This window comes from Lysinibacillus sp. RC46, assembly GCF_041262385.1.
Taxonomy (GTDB): domain Bacteria; phylum Bacillota; class Bacilli; order Bacillales_A; family Planococcaceae; genus Lysinibacillus.
Window position 1 is genome coordinate 149,645 of sequence record NZ_JBGCCF010000002.1, and the last position, 23,020, is coordinate 172,664.

General features: G+C 36.3%; 25 protein-coding genes. 10 read left to right on the forward strand and 15 right to left on the reverse strand.

The genetic code is table 11. From position 1 onward, the window contains the following. Positions 1-29 precede the first annotated feature (29 nt). Complete coding sequence (locus ABH966_RS02580; RefSeq protein WP_370075464.1) at positions 30-890, forward strand: DUF6612 family protein; 861 nt, start codon at positions 30-32, stop codon at positions 888-890. A gap of 470 nt (positions 891-1,360) precedes the next feature. Here ABH966_RS02580 and tsaA read toward each other — a convergent pair whose 3' ends face one another. Then, positions 1,361-1,822 (reverse strand): tRNA (N6-threonylcarbamoyladenosine(37)-N6)-methyltransferase TrmO, encoded by a 462-nt coding sequence (tsaA, locus tag ABH966_RS02585; protein ID WP_370075825.1) that lies wholly within the window; start codon positions 1,820-1,822, stop codon positions 1,361-1,363. Positions 1,823-2,114: 292 nt separating this feature from the next. Here tsaA and ABH966_RS02590 point away from each other — a divergent pair, with 292 nt between their 5' ends. Next, positions 2,115-3,119: a nucleoid-associated protein gene (locus ABH966_RS02590; protein ID WP_370075466.1), complete on the forward strand. Its 1,005-nt coding sequence runs from the start codon at positions 2,115-2,117 to the stop codon at positions 3,117-3,119. A gap of 768 nt (positions 3,120-3,887) precedes the next feature. On the opposite strand, the gene ABH966_RS02595 is transcribed toward ABH966_RS02590, so the two are convergent. From ABH966_RS02595 to ABH966_RS02605, 3 genes are all read right to left on the reverse strand, one after another. Then, on the reverse strand, positions 3,888-4,391 hold the full coding sequence (locus ABH966_RS02595) for a DinB family protein (RefSeq protein WP_370075468.1): 504 nt from the start codon (positions 4,389-4,391) through the stop codon (positions 3,888-3,890). Positions 4,392-4,464: 73 nt separating this feature from the next. After that, positions 4,465-5,007 (reverse strand): TlpA family protein disulfide reductase, encoded by a 543-nt coding sequence (locus ABH966_RS02600; RefSeq protein ID WP_370075470.1) that lies wholly within the window; start codon positions 5,005-5,007, stop codon positions 4,465-4,467. 49 nt (positions 5,008-5,056) lie between these two features. Next, positions 5,057-5,434: a hypothetical protein gene (locus tag ABH966_RS02605; RefSeq protein ID WP_370075472.1), complete on the reverse strand. Its 378-nt coding sequence runs from the start codon at positions 5,432-5,434 to the stop codon at positions 5,057-5,059. 354 nt (positions 5,435-5,788) lie between these two features. Between ABH966_RS02605 and ABH966_RS02610 the strand changes: the two genes are divergently transcribed. Beyond that, positions 5,789-6,268: a DUF6530 family protein gene (locus ABH966_RS02610; RefSeq protein ID WP_370075473.1), complete on the forward strand. Its 480-nt coding sequence runs from the start codon at positions 5,789-5,791 to the stop codon at positions 6,266-6,268. A gap of 19 nt (positions 6,269-6,287) precedes the next feature. Next, positions 6,288-7,664, forward strand: a complete 1,377-nt coding sequence (locus tag ABH966_RS02615) for an MATE family efflux transporter (protein WP_370075475.1) — start codon at positions 6,288-6,290, stop codon at positions 7,662-7,664. Positions 7,665-7,892: 228 nt separating this feature from the next. Here the strand turns inward: ABH966_RS02615 and ABH966_RS02620 are convergent, their stop codons facing one another. The 3 genes from ABH966_RS02620 to ABH966_RS02630 all read right to left on the reverse strand — a co-directional run bounded on the left by ABH966_RS02620 (position 7,893) and on the right by ABH966_RS02630 (position 9,938). Further along, entirely contained in the window at positions 7,893-8,102 is a 210-nt protein-coding gene (locus ABH966_RS02620) for a hypothetical protein (protein ID WP_370075477.1), read from the reverse strand. A 178-nt stretch (positions 8,103-8,280) separates the two neighbouring features. After that, positions 8,281-8,481, reverse strand: coding sequence for a cold-shock protein (locus ABH966_RS02625; protein ID WP_049667605.1), 201 nt, complete (start codon positions 8,479-8,481; stop codon positions 8,281-8,283). A gap of 533 nt (positions 8,482-9,014) precedes the next feature. Then, complete coding sequence (locus ABH966_RS02630) at positions 9,015-9,938, reverse strand: substrate-binding domain-containing protein (protein ID WP_370075479.1); 924 nt, start codon at positions 9,936-9,938, stop codon at positions 9,015-9,017. 524 nt (positions 9,939-10,462) lie between these two features. Here ABH966_RS02630 and modA point away from each other — a divergent pair. Both modA and modB read left to right on the forward strand, forming a co-directional pair. Next, positions 10,463-11,248, forward strand: coding sequence for a molybdate ABC transporter substrate-binding protein (gene modA, locus ABH966_RS02635; RefSeq protein WP_370075481.1), 786 nt, complete (start codon positions 10,463-10,465; stop codon positions 11,246-11,248). Between the two features lie 3 nt (positions 11,249-11,251). Further along, on the forward strand, positions 11,252-11,908 hold the full coding sequence (modB, locus tag ABH966_RS02640) for a molybdate ABC transporter permease subunit (protein WP_370075483.1): 657 nt from the start codon (positions 11,252-11,254) through the stop codon (positions 11,906-11,908). Between the two features lie 92 nt (positions 11,909-12,000). Here the strand turns inward: modB and moaD are convergent, their stop codons facing one another. Genes moaD through ABH966_RS02665 form a run of 5 tightly spaced genes read right to left on the reverse strand, consistent with a single transcriptional unit; the run spans position 12,001 to position 15,511 of the window. Further along, positions 12,001-12,234, reverse strand: a complete 234-nt coding sequence (gene moaD / locus ABH966_RS02645; protein ID WP_370075485.1) for a molybdopterin converting factor subunit 1 — start codon at positions 12,232-12,234, stop codon at positions 12,001-12,003. Next, entirely contained in the window at positions 12,227-12,706 is a 480-nt protein-coding gene (locus ABH966_RS02650; RefSeq protein WP_370075487.1) for a molybdenum cofactor biosynthesis protein MoaE, read from the reverse strand. The genes moaD and ABH966_RS02650 overlap by 8 nt, the downstream gene beginning before the upstream one ends. Beyond that, entirely contained in the window at positions 12,703-13,221 is a 519-nt protein-coding gene (mobB, locus tag ABH966_RS02655; protein ID WP_370075489.1) for a molybdopterin-guanine dinucleotide biosynthesis protein B, read from the reverse strand. Before mobB ends, ABH966_RS02650 begins: the two co-directional genes overlap by 4 nt. Next, complete coding sequence (locus tag ABH966_RS02660) at positions 13,188-14,480, reverse strand: molybdopterin molybdotransferase MoeA (RefSeq protein WP_370075491.1); 1,293 nt, start codon at positions 14,478-14,480, stop codon at positions 13,188-13,190. The genes mobB and ABH966_RS02660 overlap by 34 nt, the downstream gene beginning before the upstream one ends. A gap of 14 nt (positions 14,481-14,494) precedes the next feature. Next, positions 14,495-15,511, reverse strand: coding sequence for a thiazole biosynthesis adenylyltransferase ThiF (locus ABH966_RS02665; protein WP_370075493.1), 1,017 nt, complete (start codon positions 15,509-15,511; stop codon positions 14,495-14,497). Positions 15,512-15,631: 120 nt separating this feature from the next. Between ABH966_RS02665 and ABH966_RS02670 the strand changes: the two genes are divergently transcribed. Genes ABH966_RS02670 through moaC form a run of 3 tightly spaced genes read left to right on the forward strand, consistent with a single transcriptional unit; the run spans position 15,632 to position 17,188 of the window. Further along, positions 15,632-16,126 carry a MogA/MoaB family molybdenum cofactor biosynthesis protein gene (locus ABH966_RS02670; RefSeq protein WP_370075494.1) on the forward strand — a complete coding sequence of 165 codons (495 nt, stop codon included), beginning with the start codon at positions 15,632-15,634 and terminating at the stop codon, positions 16,124-16,126. Further along, complete coding sequence (locus ABH966_RS02675; RefSeq protein ID WP_370075496.1) at positions 16,123-16,713, forward strand: molybdenum cofactor guanylyltransferase; 591 nt, start codon at positions 16,123-16,125, stop codon at positions 16,711-16,713. Before ABH966_RS02670 ends, ABH966_RS02675 begins: the two co-directional genes overlap by 4 nt. Then, the gene (gene moaC / locus ABH966_RS02680; protein WP_370075498.1) at positions 16,706-17,188 is read left to right on the forward strand and encodes a cyclic pyranopterin monophosphate synthase MoaC; all 483 of its coding nucleotides are present in this window, start codon (positions 16,706-16,708) and stop codon (positions 17,186-17,188) included. The genes ABH966_RS02675 and moaC overlap by 8 nt, the downstream gene beginning before the upstream one ends. Positions 17,189-17,271: 83 nt before the next feature. On the opposite strand, the gene moaA is transcribed toward moaC, so the two are convergent. Genes moaA through ABH966_RS02695 form a run of 3 tightly spaced genes read right to left on the reverse strand, consistent with a single transcriptional unit; the run spans position 17,272 to position 19,470 of the window. Beyond that, entirely contained in the window at positions 17,272-18,294 is a 1,023-nt protein-coding gene (gene moaA, locus ABH966_RS02685) for a GTP 3',8-cyclase MoaA (protein ID WP_370075828.1), read from the reverse strand. A gap of 18 nt (positions 18,295-18,312) precedes the next feature. After that, on the reverse strand, positions 18,313-19,110 hold the full coding sequence (fdhD, locus tag ABH966_RS02690) for a formate dehydrogenase accessory sulfurtransferase FdhD (RefSeq protein ID WP_370075500.1): 798 nt from the start codon (positions 19,108-19,110) through the stop codon (positions 18,313-18,315). A gap of 12 nt (positions 19,111-19,122) precedes the next feature. Further along, the gene (locus tag ABH966_RS02695) at positions 19,123-19,470 is read right to left on the reverse strand and encodes a Na-translocating system protein MpsC family protein (protein ID WP_049667590.1); all 348 of its coding nucleotides are present in this window, start codon (positions 19,468-19,470) and stop codon (positions 19,123-19,125) included. Positions 19,471-20,084: 614 nt separating this feature from the next. On the opposite strand from ABH966_RS02695, the gene fdhF reads away from it, so the two are divergent. After that, a complete protein-coding gene (gene fdhF / locus ABH966_RS02700) occupies positions 20,085-23,018 on the forward strand; it encodes a formate dehydrogenase subunit alpha (RefSeq protein ID WP_370075502.1) in 2,934 nt (977 codons plus the stop codon). Positions 23,019-23,020: the final 2 nt, after the last annotated feature.

Genomic DNA, 23,020 nt, shown 5'->3' on the forward strand with positions numbered 1-23,020 from the left:
GTTTTTACCAAGAATAGGAGATGAAAGTAATGAACAAATTTTTTAAAGTTTTAAGTGTTGGAGCACTAGCACTGACACTAGCAGCTTGTAACAGTAGCGCTACCCCAACTAAAGACACAACTAATAAAAGTAAACTCACTTTAGAGCAAGTGTATGAAAAAGCAGTAGAGCGCCAAGCTGACATTAAAAGCTCGAGTGCAAAAATGGAGATTACTCAAGAATCCAAAGTTGGATCAGGTGAACAATCTATGGAGTTTACCATCGATTCAAAAATGGATATGGATGTAGTTATCGATCCAATTGCTATGCACTTATCAGGTTCAATGACAATGCCAGATATGGCTGATGAAGGCCAAAAAAATACGGAAATGCCAATTGATATGTACATGAAGAAAGACCAAGGCTTTTTCATGAAGAATGAAGATACAAACTCTTGGTACAAATTGCCGGATGAGCAATTTGATTCAATGATGGAACAAACTGCATCATCTGCGGATGCTAAGGCACAATTAGAACAGCTTAAAAACTATATCAAAGATTTCAAATTCGAACAAACAGATGATGCATATGTCTTAACTTTAGACGCTAAGGGCGATAAATTTAAAGAACTTATCGATTCTGAAATTAACAAATCAATGAAAGATATGGGTCTTGAAGAAAATCCACTTGATAAATTAACAATCGATAAAATACACTACATTCTACAAATCGATAAAAAGACTTTCGATACAACTAAAATGGATATGAATTTCGATTTAAAAATGAAAGTTGAAGATCAAGAACTAGCAATGAAAACTAAATCAGTTGTGACGTACACTGATTTCAATCACTTAAAAACAATCGACATCCCACAAGAAATTATCGATAAGGCACAAACTATTGCACAATAATCAATATAAAAAGGAATCTGCGTACATTAAAGTATGCAGATTCCTTTTACTTTTAGTACCACCTCAAGCGGACTTTTATAGTATATCAATTATGCCTCGGCGTAATTGCGTCCGGAATCTGCTTTGTGCTTAGGCCTGCAGATTTTTTTTGCGCGTCAGCGGCCCCGACGCAGGTCAGTTAGCCTTTATCGCATGGATGCGATGATTTTAAGGCTAACATCCTTTAAGAACCCCTCCCCGATTCCGTGACATCCGCTAGAGGCTTTAGGCAAACTCGATGTTGGTCACTCAGGCGTTTTCACAGGATGTGACGTTCTTATCCTGGTTTCCTCTCCTCTATTTCAGCGGATGTTTGGACACCCATTGAAAAGTGTTTGAAACCTCATTCATCTCACCCCCTATAGAGGTGAGAGAATTCAGCTGAAAGAAGTTAAAATTAAAAAGATTGCCCAGTCTTTCATGTACATATACTAGTCCCAATAATTTTTCATTAAATCATTTGCCCAACGTGGCTGTTTTATTTCACCTTTTGGTAAAAATTCTTTCATTACAGGTTTTATATCGATGATTGGTGTTCCATCAATAACATCTAAGCCTTTAACGATTAATGATCTATCCTTTAATTCTAGTAATTCTACAACCGTTACACCTAGTTTATTAGGTCTATTTTTACCTCTCTGAGCAAAAATACCGACTTCCGGATAGTCCTTATTATTTCTTGGGTGTCTCGCTTCATATTGGATCTTTTCATCTGCAACTTTGTCAAAATAAAAAATTATTTCTAAATGGGAAAAATCATCAATCCCCTTTAAAGACGATTCATGCATATCTTTCGTTAACTCAATAATAGAAATGACGTCACCCCAATTGTCATCTTCAATCATTTTTCGACTATTGCTCACTACAGCTATAGGTTTAATGTTATAGAGCATATCAAGACCTCTTCTCTTCGTTGATTTCTTCATGGTATTTCCGTTTAACTCCAATATACTTCAGCTACTACCGATGTCAATTTAAGGTAATGAATTTACAATTTCACAGGAGTTTCACCATTAATAGAGAACCGATAGTCTCTCTTATAGCAAATGTGGCAATAAATCTCTTTAATGCATGTATTCACTGTTCTTTTTTATTTTATTATTCGTAAAAATAAAATACATGAAAATGTAGCGAGGGTTATGATATGGTATATTATCTACAATGAAATTTTAGAAGGTGGAAAACATGCTTGAAGTAAGTGAAAGTAAGTTATCACAATATATATTACACTTTATTGATGATACACTCGTGTTAGGTGAGGAATCATTATCACAACCAGAGGTCATGCTAGAGGCAGCTTTTACACAGCTAGCGTTTAGCAAAATCGATTTAGAGCAACAATTCGAATTTTTTCATGAAACAGACATTGCGTTAAACGAGGTTTACACATATGTGAGGGCTATATTTGATCAGGAGACTAGTTTCTTAGAACAATCAATCAACATTGCTAAACACTTACATAGTGTATCTCAACATCCTAACATTAAAAGTGGCGAATTGTTTATTGGATTATTTGACAATTGTTTTCTAGCTACAGAAGCTAAAAAAATAATCGCCATCGTTAAAATTGATGAAAAGGAAATGTTTTTAGATGTAAAAAACGACCACAACAAAATGGTCGTCAATGGCATTGATGGAATTAATGTAAAGAAAATTAATAACATGGCCATTATCGTAGATATGGGAACAGATGAGACACCTGCTGTCTTTATGAAAACGAAAAGGAAAGAAGATATTGTCTACTGGCAAGAACGATTTTTAAAGATTAAAGCAGCTGATGAACATTATTACAAAACGAATTTAGCGTTAACAGAATGCAAAAAATATATTTTAAAAGAAGAGAGCTTTACAAATACTGAGAAACTGGGGCTTTTAAATAAAACACTTGATTACTTTAGAAATGAAGATGAATTTCAAGTAAATAATTATATTGAAAGAGTGTTTGATAATGCTGAACCAACACAGAAAGATATTATTATTAATTCAGTAAAACCATATGAAACCGTAATTTCTGAGAGTGCGCTTGAAAAGGCTGAAAAAAAATATAAACGTAAAATTAAACTCGATTCCAATATTGAAATCCAGGTGAATGTACAGGATATCGAGCAAGTGGATGAACTAATTGAAGTGGGCTACGATGAATCTACAAATCGAAAATTCTATAAGATTTATTTCCAGGAAGAACTATAATTAAATTTTAAGAGACTTTCCAAGTTTACCAGGGAAGTCTCTTTTTTTGCTCCTCACCCTAGCGTATGGTTGATTTTCGTACAGAAAACATCCGCTTCGCTGCAGGGTCTCGGGCCAACAGGATGTTGGTCACGAAGGCGTTATCGCAGGACGTGATGCTCTTAGCCTTCGTTCCTCTATCGCTAATCCCCAAAGAGTAGCCCCGTCTCCACTCCAATCAACTTATATCAATTGCCTTGGCATAATTGCCGCTGTCGCTTCATAGGTAATTATAATGATTACAAATTATTTTATATAATAGGAGGTCTTTTTAATATGTCCTATATAAACGAATTACTGAATTATATTGATAGTGCTTCAATCGAGATTTTACTCGAACTCTTTTTGGTAACGACCTGTATTTCAACCATAATTTATTTAGCAACTAAAAACCAGTACATTTCGTACTTATCGTCTGCGCCAATATTTTATTTTCTTTCAATAAGTTTCAGCAACAATTCACACTTCATTCTGCTTGTCTTAGCAATGACAGTTCAAGCCTCTGTTATTTTATTTATCCAGAAGAAGAATCTACTAAAGGTAATAACAATGAAAGACAAAGCTCACGACAGTATTTAACATGATAAAATAAAGGACTTGTTTTTACGATTTATCAACAAGTCCTTTTACTCTTTTATACTATCAATTTAATATCCTCTAACACTGCTTTTAATGCATCTTTATTTCCATGAATATCTGATAGTACTGCTATTTTCACCTTAATTAGTTCTACATTTCTGGAGCTTCCATACCGAAATTTGTCCATTCTTCTTTAGCTGGACCATAAATGCCTGGGACAGTTAATCCCGCCTGTCGCATAAGAACCGTCATTTGTCCACGATGGTGATTCTGATGTTGAATCAAAAACATTAACAGTGTACCAATTCGCATTTCTTGACCGAAAAAATTGATGTGCTCGTGAAGGGTTTGATCAGTCCAATTGGTTTTTACAGCTTGCACAAACGCATTATTGACTTGAGAATAGCTATCTGCAATAAATTGTGCTGAAGTAGGAACAGGATAATCTTTGGTTGGACCTTCAAATGCTAAATTTGAATTTGAATTAATGATGCGAATTGCAGCAACAGTATGCCAAGCAATACGTCCTAAAGTCCAATTTTCAGACGTTATTTCCTGTTTAAGTGATTCATCAGTTAGATTATTCAATAACCTCTGTGTACAATTTGCCTCGAACTCCCAAGACTTAAAAAAATCATTTAAACTCTGATACATAATAATCCCCTCTCTTTTCTTAAAAGTGACGACAACAGAAAAGTGCTCTCATCGTAAAGGAAATGTTTATAGATTAGTAGAGGTTTTCAATATATTTATTTAATTCTTTTTGATTAATCGATCCTTTTATCGTGGACATTAATTTACCTTTAGAATCAAATATAAAAGTTGTTGGATAAGCAAATATTTCAAATGATTTTTGAAGTGTACCATCTAAATCAAGAAATATAGGAAAATTCAAATTGTATGACTCTTGAAATTTCATGGCATTTTCAATACTATCTTTAGAAGTTGCATTGATCGCTAACAGCTCAACATTTTCAGGTTTATTTTTATAAAAACCCCTTAATTCAGAAGCTTCTTCTTGGCATGGTCCACACCAAGATGCCCAGAAGTTAACGATTAGGACCTTTCCATTGTATTCTTTAAATGTTGTTGATGATTCGTCTAATCGTGTTAACTTTGCATCAAAAACAAGCTGTTTTGTCCCATCTTCATTTTCTGCTATCGGATTGACTGTTGCTTCTTTTATGAATACATTTTTGAAAACAATCCCTACAAGTAATACGACTATCAAAGCTGAGAAATATAAACCTAAACGCTTTTTAATTTGCATAAATAATCACCTAAATTGCCCCTTTTAAATATCGTTTTTTTTAATGTACCTAGATTGAATTTTGATAAGCTAATATTAAATTTTCTTTGGCTTTCTGACCTGCTAATCCAGTTTTTAATAATTCATCTGATGTTTGATGATCTAAAGTTTTTGTGAATTGGTTTAATAGGTTATCTTTCAGCACATCGGGCATCTCCCCTGTGCTTTGATCTGTATCATGCCCCTTTGGTAATTTAGTTTCTTTAATCATTACTCTTTCCCCATCTAATTTAGTTACATAATGACGAATATAACCACCTTCTCTTTTAATTTCATATTTTGCTTTTGCCAGCTTATTTTTATCTAAAAATAAATCTGGAGATAGTCTATTAATCTCACTTTTTCTAATCGTATGTATGTAATTATTATTTGTAGATTGGATCCTCATTTTAGTGTCCTCTTTCATTCGTTTTTTCGATATTCAAAGTATAATACTTAATTAATTGCCCATTATGTAAATCAATTACCATTTTAACCAATTTAATTAATTCGGTCTACTCTCTATAAATCGTAATAGCTATCCCCTGCAAAAAATTCTTTCGAACAAATCAGTAGTAATTCTCATATTAATATTGCGAAGATTATCTTGATGTTCCCTTTATAACTGGTTTAATCACGAAATCCATTAGATGAAAAATTTTCCACATAAAGATTGACCTCCGAATTTGTCCAATGTTATATTTACTAATGCAGTAATTTACTAAATTACTAAAAATTAAATTAACAAAGGGAGATGTAATTGTTGAAAATACCTACACATTTAAAGCATAAACCTGTTATTGTTGCTGAAAATTACGCCAATATAGATGGGCGCACTGCTTATCATACAGATGCACAGGGGCTCTCACTTGGTTTAGCTCAATGGAATGACAGAGGCAAGGTTGATATTTCTGCTAAAGTGTGGCGTCATACAGGTGGTAAATGGTCACGTCAATCGGAGGAATTACCACTTCATCGCGTGCTTGACCTCGCTATATTAGTATGTGAATCTCAGCTTCATTTTAAGGAAGCTTATCGCTACGATCATTTATATGATGAAGAAAATCCTGTTATTAAACGTGTTGGCTTACAAGGGGATGCAATGACAGTAGAAGTATGTACAGAAAATGAACAAATTAAAGAAGATATTAAGCTCTTTAGTCAAGCTTTAAGTGCGGATGGTGAACTAATTGGCGAACGCCTGCGCACGCTATCACATATTTTAAAGGAAATGGGTTATTAAAACCCAAGAGGGGATAAAAATGAACCAACAAATTTTACATGATGATAAGAAACTGCAAAAAGCTTTTTTTAACTTTTTAATCCCGATTATGCTAGCGAATGTGCTGCAGTCACTAGGGCAAGTCTTTGGCATGTTTATCGTTGGGCGCAATTTAGGTGTTGATGCGCTAGCGGCAATTTCAGCATTCTTTCCATTCTTCTTCTTTTTAATGGCATTTGCTATTGGGATTGGCTCAGGTAGCTCGATTTTAGTAGGGCAAACTTATGGGGCTGGCAATCATGAGAAGATGAAGGAGGTTGTAGGGGTAACTTTAGCCTTTACAACGATTTTATCGATTGTCGTCGCGATTTTTGGTGGCTTTTTCATTGAGTGGATTTTACGCTTTATGCAAACACCTGCAAATATTTTAGATATGAGTATTAGCTATGCTCAAATCTTATTTTTCACACTACCGATTATGTTCTGGTATATGGTGTACACAACTTTTATGCGTGGTGTAGGTGATTCTAAAACACCCTTTTTATTTTTAGTCATAAGTGTTATTTTAAATATCGCATTCCTACCACCATTAGTTTTCGGCTGGCTTGGTCTGCCTAAGTTTGGCTTAAACGGTGCTGCTTATGCTTCTGTTTTATCGAATTTGGTGACGATGATATTGTTATTTGCCTACTTGCATAAAACAAAGCATATTTTACGCTTAGACAAATCGATTTTACAGCATTTTAAATTAAAGAAGGATATTTTAGCTTCATTATTAAAATTAGCCATTCCAGCAAGCATTAGTATGGTTGCGATCTCTGTAGCAGAAATTGCTGTAATAGGCTTCGTTAATGTTTACGGCTCCGATGCTACTGCCGCTTACGGTGTTGTCAATCAGGTCGCTAGCTATGCACAGGTGCCCGCGATGAGTATTGCTATTGCGACATCTGTATTTGTGGCGCAGGCTTTAGGGGCAAACTCTACGGATATGATTAAAAAAATTCGTCAATTTGGTGTGCTCGTTAACTATATTTTAGGTGGCGCGATTATTTTAATAATGTATTTATTTGCGGAGCCTATTTTATCTTTCTTTATTGATAAACAGGATACGGTACTTATCGCCAAGGATTATTTATATATCGCGTTTTGGAGTTATTTAATTTTTGGCCATACACAAACCGTTTCAGCTACAATGCGAGCTACAGGTGTTGTCTTGTGGCCTACAATTTTCCTAGTCATCGCAATTTGGGTAGTCGAGGTACCATTGGCTTTTATTTTATCGCACTACACGTCATTCGAACTAAATGGCGTTTGGATCGCTTACCCTACTACCTTCTGTGTGCATTTTGTATTACAATACGCATACTTCAAGCTAGGATGGCAAAAACGAACATTAAAAGCAATGCTCAGCGATTGATTTTTATGTTCGAGTCCGTAGACAAAGTTATATGTAACTTTGTCTACAGCAATTTTATATAGGTATTTGGGGTAAATAGAATTTGTTGATTTCCCATTATTTAAGCTTGATTAGGTGGAATTATTCCCCAAACAAGTAGGAGAAAGAATACTAACCCAATTAAAAAGAATATTAGTGAAGTAATAAATATCGGACCTATTTGATAAGTGAACTGTTCTCTTTTCTGAATTATGCCTGTTTGCCCACTAACTTGAGATGCAAATAATCTAGACATAGCTCCCCACTACTTGAAAAGTAAAAAGTACCCCCAGCAAAAACTATACCAGTGAAAAACATTACCTCGATAAATCTTACGGAGAAAAATGAAGCAATAAAATACGTAATTAAAACTTCCACAATAAATGCTACTATCATAATTATCAAATTTTTCCTACTCATATAAATCCCCCTACTCTTCAAAGTTTATGCTTCTTACTCTGTATACGATTTAAATTGTATTAAGTTCTAATTTTACACTTATTAACCAATCCGTTTTTTCTTTACAACACTTCTTTTTTCGCATAAAAAAAAGGCATCCTAATGAAAGGATGCCTTTTCTATGGTTACATCATTAAAATTAAAGTTTTACGATGTTTGTAGCTTGAGGTCCACGTTGGCCTTCTTCTACTGAGAACTCAACTTTTTGACCTTCTTCAAGTGTTTTGAAACCGTCACCTTGGATAGCTGAGAAGTGAGCGAAAACGTCATTTCCACCTTCTACTTCGATGAATCCAAAACCTTTTTCTGAGTTAAACCATTTTACTGTACCTTGTGCCATTTTGCATGACCTCCATTAATAATATTTAAGTAAAATCATTTTAATTCAAAAGAAAAAATCCACATATTACAAAAAGCATCAAACAAAACACGATTACTCTTTGTAATATGTGAATTTATTGTTCTCTTGAAAACGATTTTATTATACTTAATATATAAGAAAAAATCACATTTGTCTAGTGTAAAAGAAGATTTTCTAAAATTTAGTTTCTTATTTGCCCGCTTTGTTACAAAAATAAGTTCAACTATGAGGTATATTTAATCCTTTTTAGATCAATGTAATCCTTTAGCGGCGGATGTTTTTTGTGCGAAAGCGTAGCGGCAGCAACGTGTTCTGTCTGTGAGAAAGCGTAGCGTTCAGTAACAGCACGAGGTTGGTCACGAAGGTTTATCACAGGACGTGATGGTTTTAGCCTTCGTACCTCTATTGCTAATCCCCAAGGAGTCGCTCAGACTTCACTCCAATCAACCACTTCACGTTGCATTTATCGTATCTTCTGAAATGCCACCCTTATTTATAGTGCTAAAAGAAGTTTAAAGTGTTTCATATATAACTTGTCCCATTTGAGTGACGTCATAATCTCCTAGTGCGACTACTTCTGATTGGAAATCTGGTGAATTTAAAATCTCTTTTACCGATTCAACTAGCAGTTGGTTTTCGGGTGTTTTTAATAGGACAATATCATAACGTTCTCTAATAAGTGGTATAAAGTCAACCTCTATGAGTTTTGATATTTTTTCAATACCTATTCCAATGTCTGCATGCCCTTTTGCGACAGCAGAAGCTACATCTATATGGCTCATTTCTTCTTCGTTATACCCTTCAATTGAGGATGGAGATATGTGATGAATACGTAACTGTTCATCTAGGAAAGTACGAGCACCTGAGCCTTTTTCACGATTCATCAATTTTAGTGATTTAGTCTTAAAATCATCCATTGATTGAATTTGCAATGGGTTTCCTTTTTGAACATAAAAACCTGCACGGCGTGAAATTAGATTGAGAAGAATATAAGAGTGACTTACAAAAATCTTTTTCAAATAAGGTGTATTATATTCCTCTGTATCACCATCGTACAAATGTAAACTCGCAATATCACAATCTCCGTTATACAACGCCATAACACCATTAAAGCTACCTTCATGCGAGCGCAACACTTTATTAGATTGTTTTTTCTCTATATATTTCCCTAATAAGTCTAAGGCTAAATCTTGGCCGCTAATAATAATCTTTTTATTTTTTGTCGAAGGAGAAGTCGAGGCAGTAGATGCAGCAGGAGTTGCTCCTGTCTTGTTCTTTTGTATATATAATTGTAAATCGGTTTTATCCACACGCATTTGTCGACCTACACGAAAAATGGGTAAATCACCCTTTTTCACTAAATCGTAGATCGTTAATTTTGATACCTTTAATAATTGAGCCACCTCTTCAATCGTATAGGAATGTTCATGTGACATGTAAAAAATCTCCCCTTCTGCTTCTATTGATTCTATAGTAACGTAATTATAATATTTTTAGACCATCACCATAACGTGTGGTTGATTTCCGTTCCGACTGGGCGCTTTGTTGCTGTCGCACAGAGCAAAGCTTCCTGGGGGCGTCCGATGAGCCGCTTGGGCCAACACGATGTTGGTCACGAAGGCGTTATCACAGGATGTGATGCTCTTAGCCTTCGTTCCTCTATTTGCTCGCTCCAGGGTCTCGGGCCAACACGAGGTTGGTCACGAAGGCGTTATCACAGGACGTGATGGTTTTAGCCTTCGTTCCTCTATTGCTAATCCCCAAGGAGTCGCCCAGCCTCCACTCCAATCAACTTATTTACATAGTATACGTTTAACAAAACTCATCTACAACTTTTGGTGATGAACCATATTTTTTACATCTTGAAAGTTTCTAGCGATTTGGTATTTCTTTTTTAGACATAACTAATTATAATTAGTTATGTCTTGTTATAACGAGTTATAAAAGGAGTATAATCAAAGTGAAAAAGTATTATAGTTTAATAGCTTCATTGGTACTACTGATTGGTATTTTAGCAGGTTGTGGTAGCCAAGGGAGCAACAACAAAACAAACGAGTCTGTTGAATTAACAATTTCCGCAGCAGCTAGTTTACAAGATTCATTAGAAGAACTTCAAAAAGCCTATCAAAATGAACACGATAATATTAAAATCACATTTAACTTTGGTGGCTCTGGTGCTTTACAACAACAAATTGTAGAAGGTGCTCCTGTTGATCTTTTCTTTTCAGCAGCAGAAGATAAGTTTGATGAGTTAGTACAAAAAGGTTTAATCGACAAAAAACAAGGAACGGATCTTTTAGCGAACGAATTAGTATTAATCGTTCCTAAGAAAAATGAAAAACAGATTCAATCATTTGAAGACTTATCGAAAGTTGATAAGATTGCCATTGGTACACCTGAAACGGTCCCTGCTGGCAAGTACGGTATAGAAACACTGAGAAACATGAACCTTTGGGAAAATGTAGAATCGAAAGTAGTCTATACAAAAGACGTACGACAAGTTCTTACTTATACAGAAACTGAAAATGTTGATGCAGGTTTGGTTTATAAAACAGATGCCCTTGTGTCAGAAAAAGTCAATGTCGTTGCTACAGCCAAAGAAGATACACATACGCCTATTATTTATCCTGTAGGTGTTATCAAAGATAGTAAACATGCGAAAGAAGCGGAAGATTTTTATCACTATTTACAAAGTGATCAAGCGATGAAAGTATTTAAAAAATACGGCTTTCAAGGAACTCATTAATAGATGAGTACTGATTTCTGGTCACCTCTTAAGCTTTCTATTGAGATAGCGCTTGTGTCAGGAATAATTGTGATAGTAGCAGGTATTCTTTTTGGTAAATGGATGGCAAAACGCAATTTCAAAGGAAAATTATTTCTAGAAACAGTGTTACTTTTACCATTAGTATTACCTCCTACTGTAATAGGATTTCTTCTCATTATTATTTTTGGCAAAAACAGTGTACTAGGTAACTTGATTACATGGCTTTTTAACCAACCCGTTATGTTCACTTGGTGGGCTGCAGTCATTGCCTCTACTGTTGTTGCATTTCCTTTAATGTATCAATCAGCTAAAACTGGCTTTGAATCTGTTGATGTGGACATTGAGAACGCTGCACGTGTTGATGGTGCTAACGAATGGCATGTCTTTTTCTTTATTTCTATCCCTCTTGCATTAAAATCAATTGTCTCAGGTGGAATTTTAAGTTTCACACGAGCTTTAGGTGAATTTGGTGCAACCTTAATGTTTGCCGGAAACCTTCCAGGCAAAACGCAAACTACGCCACTTGCTATTTATATGGCGATTGGTTCAGGTAACATGTCGCTCGCTTGGTCATGGGTGATTTGTATGATAGGTATTTCCTTTCTTATGCTTCTGAGCGTTCATCTCATTAAGGCATAAGGTGAAACGGTCTTCCCCCTGCTTTTACAGGGTAAATATAGTAAAAGATGTAGTCGGTGCAAAGTAAACTGTACCAACTACATCTTTTCTTTTTATCCTCCACTAATGGGTGGAATAAAGGCGATTGTATCCCCTTCTTTTACAACCGTTGTATCTGTTGCAAATTCCTCATTTACTGCTGTCATAACATGTTGTAAATTAACTTGTGGATATTGTATTTCCATCCATTCTTTAATTTGTCCAATTGTTCGGTCTGACAGGTCAACACATAATTTTGACTCTCCGATTACTTCTTGTAAGTGAGCAAATAGTAATATGTTAATCACAAGATTCCTCCTCACTGATTGATGGATTTCCTTTTGGATAGGGGACATTTTCTAATTGATCACCAATCCATTCAGTGCCATCTTCCCAATACTCTTTTTTCCAAATAGGCACAATTTGTTTAATACGGTCAATCGCAAATTCATTGGCTTCATAGGCTATTTTACGATGTGGTGATGAAACCGCAATGACAACGGCAATATCCGAAATTCCCAAATGACCAACACGATGTGTAATGGCTACTTTCGCTTCCGGCCATCGCTCTTGAATTTCTTTAGATATTTGTTCGAACATTTTAATAGCCATAGATGGATAGGCCTGATATTCCAAATGTAGTGTTTTCTTGCCTTTCGTCATTTCACGTACTGTTCCGATGAAAACAGTGATTGCACCAGCATTTCGATCTGTTACTTTTTGTCTAACTTCTTCAACATCAATTGGTTTATCAATGATTTCAAACAACGATGTAGTCATGATTTTCTCCTCATTTCCTGCATAAGAACTTCCATATATTGCGCTTTTTCTTGAATTGAATAAGTTGGATAATCTAACGGTTTATTTAGTGGATATGTCGGCCAATAAAGAACACAGACGATATTACCTACCTTTTCTAGCAAGGATTCATCTTCCTCCTGTCGCAAAAGAACAACCTTCGGATAGTCTTCATTTTTATAGCCTTCAATGAAAATAAGATCCATATTAAATGTTTCATAAATAGCTAGTATATCAGCAAGTTGAAAGTTACTTTGGTGAATGCTCATGCGCAAAGTACCTTCTCCCTCAACTGCTGTCACACTTGCGCCAGCCTTCTCATGACGAACACTATCTTTTGAACTTTCTATCATAGGGATACCACCATGTCCATGATGCTTGATTGTTCCTACACGAAAGCCTTCTGTAGTGGCTTGTGTAATGAGTTGTTCCATTAACGTTGTCTTCCCACTATTTTGATAGCCTACGATTTGTAAGATTTTTCGATGTTGCCCCATGGCCACTCACTTCCCTGCAAATCTTCTAACAATAAAACAACTACTTGCATTCCTTTTTCGTATCCACGTGATCCACCTGGTAATACGATAAAAGAATTGGCTTCTGCTAAGGAAGAAACGGCACTAGATTTATCGAACCCAGAAGGAACTGCAACTAATTGACCGTTTTCGTAAGAAGCATTCGCACGTACAAAACGGGTAAACGGATTCGGTTTTTTAAAGTCCGCATTTAAAACAGCCTGCTCTCTACGTAGATGTGGTTGCTTATTACCAAAAGCCGTACGAATAATAGGTCGTGTAAATAATTCAAAACCAACATAGCAAGCTGATGGATTACCTGAAAGTCCAAATAATAATTGACCATTTCGAGCCGCAACAGTTGTTACACTACCTGGTCGCATTGCTACTTTATTAAAAAGTACTTGTGCGTCAATGGCTTCATAAATGGCAGGTAAGTAATCGTAATCACCTACTGATACTCCTCCAGTTGTAATCAATATGTCTACTTCCTGAAGAGCTTTTTCAACAGCTTGAATACATAAATTTAGATCATCGCTAAACTTACCAAAATATTTGACGGTTGCCCCAGCACGTTCAATTTGAGCCATTATCATATATGCATTGCTATTACGAATTTTCCCTGGCTGCAAAGCATCACTCGGTTCAAGTAATTCACTTCCTGTTGCAATTACGCCAACGATTGGTTTTCGAAAAACAGGTACTTGATCATAACCAAAAGTAGCAAGTAATGCGACAACACCTGGATTGATGTATTGTCCTTTTTCCATAAGAATTGCGCCTTTTTGAACGTCCTCTCCCTTATAGGAAATATTCGTTCCTGTTTCATAAGAGCGTTTAATCGACATATAAGATTGATTGTCTTCTTCAAATGTGTGCGTTAATTCTAGCATAACGACTGCATCACATCCGTTAGGGATAGGAGCTCCTGTCATAATGCGCACCGCTTCTCGATCACCGACTTCTCCCTCAAATACATAGCCCGCGCCAATTTCCCCTACTACTTTAAAGGTTACTGGATTGTCTGAACTTGCCTCTTGACTATCAACCGAGCGAATAGCATAACCATCATAAGGTGAACGATTAAAGGCTGGTACATCTTGATCTGCAGCAACATCTTCTGCTAAAAATCGTCCATGTGCTTGCTGTAGTGAAATGACCTCTATTTTTCCTTGGAAGGCAAACTCCATGACACGTTGAACAGCTTCTCCAACAGCAATTGGTTTTCTTTTTTCTAACATTTTAGAACACTCCTTTATCCGAATAAACGATAATAAATGCTTTTAGCTTTTTGTATATCTTGTACACCGTGAATGACAACTCGTCCATCTTGGAAAATCACTAGACGATAATCTTCTGCTTGGCAAGATAGTAAATAGGGATTTTGTTGAATATCACCATAGGGACTAAGTTTGATAGCGAGCTGATCAAAATTATAGTGAATCGGTTTTGCTGGACGTATTTGAATAGCATCGCGACCACATAGTACATTTAACTTTGTTTGATTTTCATATGATAAATACGGATAGGTCGGATTTTTGCCACAGGATGGACAGTCATGATTGCGAATTTTTTCTACGTTTATTTCATAGTGTTGGTTTTGCCAAACATCAAAAGTTAAATAACTTTTTCGTAATGCTTCTTCATCGCCTACTAAAAACTTTAATACCTCAGCTACTTGATAAGCTGCGACGATTTGAACAGTCGGACTTATAATTCCTACTGTATCGCATGTCATCCCTGTATTAGGCATCGCTGCTAGCAAACAATGTAAGCAAGGTGTTTTACCTGGCACAATCGTATAAGTAGCGCCATAACTACCAACACAAGAACCATAAACCCAAGGAATTTGATATTTTTGTGCAAGATCGTTCATCATAAAGCGAATATCGAAGTTGTCCGTTGCATCCAGCATAATATCTACATCTGCAAGTAGTGGGATTATTTGCTCTGTACACGCATCAAAAATATATTCGTTAATTTCTACCTCTGCGTTAATGCTTTGTAGTCGTTTTTTTGCAGCGATTACTTTAGGAACTTTTTCTTGCGCATCTCGTTCGGTATATAGTTGTTGTCTTTGTAAATTACTCCACTCTACATAATCACGATCAATAATCGTCAATTTTCCGACGCCTGCCCTTACAAGAGCCTCTGCGCTAGCACTACCTAAAGCACCAACTCCTATCATCAGGACATGCTTTTCTTTTAGTAGTAGCTGCCCGTTTTCTCCGATTGGGCTGAATAATTGTTGTCTAGAATATCTATTATGCATAAACGTTTTTGCCTTTCTTTCTATGAATTTTAGTTTGACCTTTTAATATATAGCTTTATAATAAAAGCAATGTTTTTCAGCAAAAACAAAAATCAACTCTTTAAAAGGAGGTCTTTTACCTTGCATCCCACACATAGTGAACTTCCTATACGAGCTACCATTTTAACAGTAAGCGACACACGCACGAAGGCGGATGATCGTGGTGGTCAGCGTATTCAATCATTACTTCAAGAAGCTTCATTTGAATTAGTAGACTACCAAATGTCAAAAGATGAACCTCTTGAAATCTCAAACCATGTACAAAAATGGTGCGATGATCAAACCATTAATACCATTATCGTAACAGGAGGAACAGGATTTACACCGAGAGACCAAACTTACGACACGATTCTCCCTCTTTTCGAAAAAGAAATGATGGGATTTGGTGAATTGTTTCGAACACTCAGCTATGAAGAAATAGGCCCAAAAGCCATGTTTAGTCGTGCAACAGCGGGTAGTCGCGATAAAACAGCTATTTATGTACTACCAGGTTCTACAAATGCCGTGACACTTGCCATGACAAAACTGATTCTTCCTACTGTGCAACATTTTGTCGGTGAGTTGAATCGCATATGAAAACGGCTGGTGTTGTCTTAGCTGGCGGCCAATCTTCACGGTATGGTCAACCGAAAATGTTCGAATTATTTGCTGGTCTACCTTTATATAAGCACAGTCTCATAGCCTTACAAAAAAATCAACTACAGCCTTTAATTATTGCTACAAATGCTAGCTTGCAATCAACGTTTGTAGAAAAAAATGTCCAATGGATCATTGAAAAACAGCCTCATCAAGGACCTCTGTTTGCCTTGCATAATATAATGACAAATTTTCCGGAAGTAGAGTGGTTTTTCGTAATAGCAAGTGATATGCCTTTTATTAATGCAGAATTTGTCCAAACTATGCTCACATTTATCGATGATCGTTATGATGCGATTGTTCCTAAACAAGCTTCAAGATTACAACCTCTTGCTGCTTTATATCGACGCAGTGCTTTGCCAATAGCACAGCAATTAGTCCAACAAAACAAGCGAAGTATGAAAGTCTTGTTAGAGCAACTTCAAGTATGTTATGTCCCATTTGAAGAAGAAAGCTCAACATTTATCAATATCAATTCTCAACAAGATTGGCAACAAACATTTGAAAGGAAGTCTAATAATGAGTAATTTTACACACTGGAATGAAGAAGGTCGTCCCAAAATGGTCGACATTTCAGATAAAACAATCACAAACCGTACAGCGATCGCGCGTAGTACAATCACGTTATCCGATGAAGTCTATCAAGCTATCCAACAGGGAGGCATTAAAAAAGGCGACCCTACGCAAGTGGCACAAATTGCTGGAATTATGGGTGCTAAAAAAACTGCTGATATTATCCCAATGTGCCATCCGATTATGTTACAAGGAACAGATCTGCAATTTGAATATACAAAAGCAGAGGATGGTTACGAACTACACATTCAAGCTACAGTAAAATGTAATGGTAAAACAGGCGTCGAAATGGAAGCACTAACTGCTGTATCCATTGCTGCACTAACTTTTTATGATATGTGTAAAGCTGTCGACAAATCTATGGTCATTAAAGAAACATACCTCGTTCAAAAAACGGGTGGAAAAAGTGGCGACTTTGTGCATAAATAAACAGAAAAAATCCGGCATTATTTTGCCGATTTTTTTCTGCCTTTTAACAAAAGTCACCAGCAACTAATACCACTCTATTTCGTCTACCCACCGATATGTGACATTTCAATTTTTGAGTTTTTCCTTTTTTCCATTGTCTCTTCATTTCGTTCATCGGAATAGCGATCTTTTCTATTTTCCCAAACATTCGAAATGCATTGGGTGATGGTTTCATCATCTTCCCCAGACCTTAACAAATCTCGTAGATTCGTTCCCTCTGTTGCAAATAAACACGTATATAATGTGCCTTCTGCCGAAATACGAGCACGCGAACAAGTGGAGCAGAAAGAATCTGTTACAGATGATATCACGCCAATTTCACCCTGAGCATCCTCATATTGATAACGCGTAGCCACTTCCCCTTTATAATTAGGGTCAACAGGATGCAAAGGGGAAAATTGGTTGACCTGGTCTATGATTTGTTTCTTCGACACAACCTCCTCCAGTCGCCAACCATTCGAATTACCGACATCCATATATTCAATAAAGCGCAGAATATGCTGTTTCTCTTTAAAATACTCTGCCATTGAAATGATATCTTGCTCATTTTTTCCTTTTTGAACGACCATATTGATCTTCACTTGTAAACCCGCTTCTGCCGCTTTTTCTATACCTTCTAATACCGTTTTCACTTTTCCTCGATGGCCATTCATCTCGAAAAAACGTTCTTCATTTAGAGAATCTAGGCTAACAGCTACTCGTGATAAACCTGCTCTCGCCAATTCATTGGCATATTTTTTCAACAATGTGCCATTGGTCGTTAAGGCAATATCTTCTACGCCATCTATGCGATGTATACGTTCAATTAATGTCGGCAGATCACGACGTAGTAAAGGCTCACCACCAGTAATGCGTACTTTTTTCACACCTAATGAAACGAAAATCTTTACTAATCGCTCGATTTCTTCAAAACTCAATATTTTATCGGACGGTAAAAAAGCATAATCTGGACCAAATACTTCTGCAGGCATGCAATATTGACAACGAAAATTACAACGATCTGTCACGGATATCCTTAAATCTCTTAATGGTCTGTATAGTCGGTCTTGTAGACTAGTAATTTTAATCTCTTCCTTTCATTTTGATCAATTTCTAGGTAAGTGAATACGTTCTTTGTGTGTATAAATATTAAGTGCATTTTGACGAATAAAGCCTACCGTCGTAATACCAAGTTGCTCTGCCAATTGCAATGCTAATTCTGTTGGAGCCGATTTGGACAGCACAATTTCACAGCCAATTTTCGATACTTTAAGTAAAATTTCAGATGAAATCCTTCCGCTAAATACGATAATTTTGTCCTGAATGCTAATTTTGTTTTTTAGGCAATAACCATAGATTTTATCTAAGGCATTATGGCGTCCAATATCCATTCTACTTAATAAAACACCATTCGCATCACATAACGCTGCATTATGAACACCACCAGTTTGCTTGAATGTTTCGGCCAAATCTTGCATATCGCGCATTAAACGAAAACAATCATCTGTTGTAATACGCACATGAATGCCTTCCATTTTTTTAGCTACTAATGCATCATTAGCAAAAACAAAACCTTGGCGGCTCATGCCACAACAAGAAGTAATGTAACGTTTATTTTGAATTTGTTGAAAGTAAGGATTCACACGCTTTGTTTTAACATGCACAAAACCTTCTTTTTCTTGGTGCCAAATCGCTTCAATATCTTCGTAATCGCGGATAATTCGTTCAGAAGCCAAGTATCCAATAACCATATCTTCTACATACTCTGGTGTGCAAACCATCGTCACGAATTCTTGCTCATTAATCTTTACTGTGACTGCATATTCTGTGACAACGGTATCTTCTATTTCTTTGATTTGATTACCTTCAACACGTATTATTTCTCTAGTTACTGCGCGTTCCATATGGCATCCCCTCTATTCACTAATATTATCTTCAAAAACAAAGACAGAAATAGCAAAATCTTCTTCAATTTTGATATCTGAAAATAAATGGAGTAACTTAGTACCCATCAATTCTTCCATGCCTTCTGGAGGTGATTTAGTATACAAATCTTGAATCATTCTTGTACGTGCAGCATGAACCATTTTTAACCCTTCAGGCGTACTCGCAATAAATTTTTCTGTCGGTGTGATATTACCATATAAAGTTGAGACAGCCATGTTCTCTACGAAAACTGTATGAATACGCTCTGGTCCTTTTCCAAATATATCTTTGCGTAGTTTTCGAATAATGTCGTTGAACTCATGCACTTTTTTTGACATTTTAACGATCTCCCAACGTAATTAATCTTTTTTTCCTATGTTCATGGGGGTTACCCTTACAGTTTGTTAATAATATAGCAACTTAAATAAAAATTAAAGAGAAAATATCCAATGATAATTATTATCAGTTAATAAATTTTATTATAATTATTGTCCATTTTGGCTGAAAAGGCTATAATAATTGGTATTACATATGGAATGAAAGTATTTTGATTCCTATGTCATGGTTCCATACAAATAAGTTTGAACTATAGGCATGGTGGTTTTAATATTTATATTCTATAGTTATATTGAATAAAAAATAAAAGTTGATTGAATTTTTAGCAAGGCCTGTTAAGAATTTTATCCACCATGAATAAATAGCATGTTAGTACATGCCTTTTCATGGTGGATTTTTTTATTTTTGAGCAATATCAACATCGACAACTAATAATTAATGTTTCTTCATCTATGTTGGTGTAGAAATTGGACAAATTGGGAAATGACATTATAACAAGACAATTTTTTAAAAGTAACAAGACAATCAAAATAAAACTCGTAACTCTATTCCCGATTTATCCTAAGTATTAACCTGTTGTCAAATAAGTCTCAAAGAGCAAAAGGAGGAAAATACTTTGACTACAATTAAAATTAATGGCCAACCGTATAATGTAGCTGAGGGAGCTACAATACTTGATACCATTAATCAAAATGGCATCGCCCATCCACAAATTTGTCATGTACCATCTGTTGATCCTATCGAAACTTGTGATACATGTATCGTCGAAGTGAATGGACAATTAGTTCGCTCTTGTTCAACAAAAGCAGTAAACGGCATGGATATCCAACTTACTTCTGATAAAGCGAAAGCTGCACAAACAGAGGCGATGGATCGTCTACTAGAAAATCATTTACTGTACTGTACTGTTTGTGATAATAACAACGGAAATTGTACATTACACAACACAGCAGAATTAATGGAAATCGAACATCAAAAATATCCGTATCAACCAAAAGTCGAACCACACGAAGTAGACATGTCGCACCCGTTTTATCGATATGATCCAAACCAATGTATCGCATGTGGACAATGTGTAGAGGTTTGCCAAAACCTACAAGTTAATGAAACATTATCTCTTGACTGGGAAGCTGAAAGACCAAAAGTAGTTTGGGATGAAGGCGTTGCCATTAACGATTCTTCATGTGTAGGCTGTGGGCAATGTGTTACCGTTTGTCCATGTAACGCATTAATGGAAAAATCAATGCTTGGTGAAGCTGGCTTTATGACTGGGCTTAAACAAGAAACATTAGATCCGATGATTAGTTTAATTAAGGAAGTCGAGCCTGGCTATAGCGGTATCTTTGCTGTTTCTGAAGTCGAGGCTGCTATGCGTAGTAAACGTACGAAGAAAACAAAAACAGTTTGTACTTTCTGTGGTGTAGGTTGTTCGTTTGAAGTTTGGACAAAAGATCGCAAAATTTTAAAAGTACAACCTTCTGAAGGTCCTGTAAATGCTATTTCTACTTGTGTAAAAGGAAAATTCGGCTGGGACTTCATCAACTCTGAAGAACGAATTACAAAACCATTAATTCGTAAAAATGATGCATTTGTTGAATCTTCATGGGATGAAGCTCTTGACTTAATTGCTACTAAACTAGGTGGCATTCAAAAAGAACACGGTTCTGGTTCTGTCGGCTTTATTTCTTCTTCAAAAATTACAAACGAAGAAAACTACTTAATTCAAAAAATGGCACGTCAATTATTCGAAACAAACGATGTTGATAACTGCTCACGCTATTGTCAATCTCCAGCTACAGATGGCCTACTACGCACAGTTGGTATAGGTGGCGACGCTGGAACGATCAAAGATATCGCAAAAGCTGGCCTTGTTATTATTGTTGGGGCAAACCCTGCAGAAGGTCACCCTGTTTTAGCTACTCGTGTAAAACGTGCCCATAAGTTACACGGTCAAAAATTAATTGTTTCCGACATTCGTAAACATGAAATGGCTGAGCGTTCTGATATTTTCATGCGTCCAAAGCAAGGTACAGACCAAGTATGGTTAATGGCTGTTACAAAATACATGATCGATCAAGGTTGGCATGATGAAGCCTTCATTAAAGAGAACGTGCACTTCTTTGATGATTTTAAAGATGTACTTGAAACATACACACTAGAATATGCAGAAAAAGAAACGGGCATTTCAAAAGAAACTTTGATAAATGTTGCTGAAATGATTCGTGATGCTGACGGTACATGTGTACTTTGGGGTATGGGTGTTACACAAAATACAGGTGGCTCATATACATCAGCTGCAATTTCTAACCTACTTCTAGCTACTGGTAACTATCGTCGTCCAGGTGCAGGTGCCTACCCTCTTCGTGGTCACAACAATGTTCAAGGTGCTTGTGATATGGGTACACTACCAAATCTATTACCAGGAAATCAAAAAGTAATAGACGACGAAGCACGTAAGAAATTTGAAGAAGCATATGGTGTGAAAATCAAACCTGAACCAGGTCGTACGAATATGGCAATGTTAGATGCGATCATGGAAGGTAAAATGAAAGCAATGTATTTAGTTGGGGAAGATATGGCACTTGTAGATTGCGATGCTAACCATGTAGATAAAGTACTTTCACAATTAGACTTCTTTGTTGTACAAGATTGCTTCCTTTCACGTACAGCACAATATGCAGATGTTATTTTACCAGCAGCACCTTCTCTTGAAAAAGAAGGTACTTTCACGAATACAGAGCGTCGTGTACAACGACTATATCAAGTATTACCAACACTTGGTGAATCAAAAGCCGATTGGGAAATCCTTCAATTAGTAGCACGTCGCCTAGGTGCTGACTGGAATTACAGTCACCCAAGTGAAATCTTTGCTGAAATGGCAAGTCTTGCTCCATTCTTCTCGCAAGCGAACTATGATGTATTAGAAAATTGGGGTAGCTTCTGTTGGGGTAGCCACGATGGTAAAGACACACCTTTACTATATGAGGATGGCTTTAACTTCCCTGACAAAAAAGCTCGTTTTGCTTTAAATGATTGGATCAGACCGGTTGAATATGAAGCGCAATATGATTGCCATATTAACAACGGTCGTATGCTTGAACACTTCCATGAAGGTAATATGACAAATAAATCAAAAGGTATTCAATCCAAAGTACCTGAAATTTTTGTTGAAGTATCACCAGAACTAGCAAAAGAACGTGGCATTGAAGATGGAGCTCTTCTTCGTTTAGTGTCTCCTCAGGGCGCATTAAAATTAAATGCCCTAGTGACAGACCGCGTACAAGGAAATGAACTTTTCTTACCAATGAACTCTGTTAGCAAAGATTCAGCGATTAATTTCTTAACGGGGCCAGCTGGAGACATCAATACATCGACACCGGCGTACAAACAAACAAAAGTACGCGTAGAAGTATTGAAACAAAAAGGAAAATCTCCACTTCCTAGAACAAACCCGCGTTATAAAAAACGTCATCCACAAAATGGTGTTGAGGTACAACGTAAATGGAATCGTCCTGGTTACGTTCACTTAACAACTAACGAAAGGGAGTGATT

Bases quoted from the DNA above. Each gene is read 5' to 3' on its own strand.
- ABH966_RS02695 (WP_049667590.1), bottom strand. From the start codon at position 19,470: ATGTCAAAAAAAGTGCATGAGTTCAACGACATTATTCGAAAACTACGC.
- ABH966_RS02600 (WP_370075470.1), bottom strand. From the start codon at position 5,007: ATGCAAATTAAAAAGCGTTTAGGTTTATATTTCTCAGCTTTGATAGTC.
- ABH966_RS02660 (WP_370075491.1), bottom strand. From the start codon at position 14,480: ATGTTAGAAAAAAGAAAACCAATTGCTGTTGGAGAAGCTGTTCAACGT.
- ABH966_RS02650 (WP_370075487.1), bottom strand. From the start codon at position 12,706: ATGACTACATCGTTGTTTGAAATCATTGATAAACCAATTGATGTTGAA.
- tsaA (WP_370075825.1), bottom strand. From the start codon at position 1,822: ATGCTCTATAACATTAAACCTATAGCTGTAGTGAGCAATAGTCGAAAA.
- ABH966_RS02615 (WP_370075475.1), top strand. From the start codon at position 6,288: ATGAACCAACAAATTTTACATGATGATAAGAAACTGCAAAAAGCTTTT.
- ABH966_RS02625 (WP_049667605.1), bottom strand. From the start codon at position 8,481: ATGGCACAAGGTACAGTAAAATGGTTTAACTCAGAAAAAGGTTTTGGA.
- ABH966_RS02620 (WP_370075477.1), bottom strand. From the start codon at position 8,102: ATGAGTAGGAAAAATTTGATAATTATGATAGTAGCATTTATTGTGGAA.
- mobB (WP_370075489.1), bottom strand. From the start codon at position 13,221: ATGGGGCAACATCGAAAAATCTTACAAATCGTAGGCTATCAAAATAGT.
- ABH966_RS02675 (WP_370075496.1), top strand. From the start codon at position 16,123: ATGAAAACGGCTGGTGTTGTCTTAGCTGGCGGCCAATCTTCACGGTAT.
- ABH966_RS02665 (WP_370075493.1), bottom strand. From the start codon at position 15,511: ATGCATAATAGATATTCTAGACAACAATTATTCAGCCCAATCGGAGAA.
- moaC (WP_370075498.1), top strand. From the start codon at position 16,706: ATGAGTAATTTTACACACTGGAATGAAGAAGGTCGTCCCAAAATGGTC.
- fdhD (WP_370075500.1), bottom strand. From the start codon at position 19,110: ATGGAACGCGCAGTAACTAGAGAAATAATACGTGTTGAAGGTAATCAA.
- ABH966_RS02580 (WP_370075464.1), top strand. From the start codon at position 30: ATGAACAAATTTTTTAAAGTTTTAAGTGTTGGAGCACTAGCACTGACA.
- ABH966_RS02605 (WP_370075472.1), bottom strand. From the start codon at position 5,434: ATGAGGATCCAATCTACAAATAATAATTACATACATACGATTAGAAAA.
- ABH966_RS02595 (WP_370075468.1), bottom strand. From the start codon at position 4,391: ATGTATCAGAGTTTAAATGATTTTTTTAAGTCTTGGGAGTTCGAGGCA.
- ABH966_RS02630 (WP_370075479.1), bottom strand. From the start codon at position 9,938: ATGTCACATGAACATTCCTATACGATTGAAGAGGTGGCTCAATTATTA.
- ABH966_RS02590 (WP_370075466.1), top strand. From the start codon at position 2,115: ATGCTTGAAGTAAGTGAAAGTAAGTTATCACAATATATATTACACTTT.
- modB (WP_370075483.1), top strand. From the start codon at position 11,252: ATGAGTACTGATTTCTGGTCACCTCTTAAGCTTTCTATTGAGATAGCG.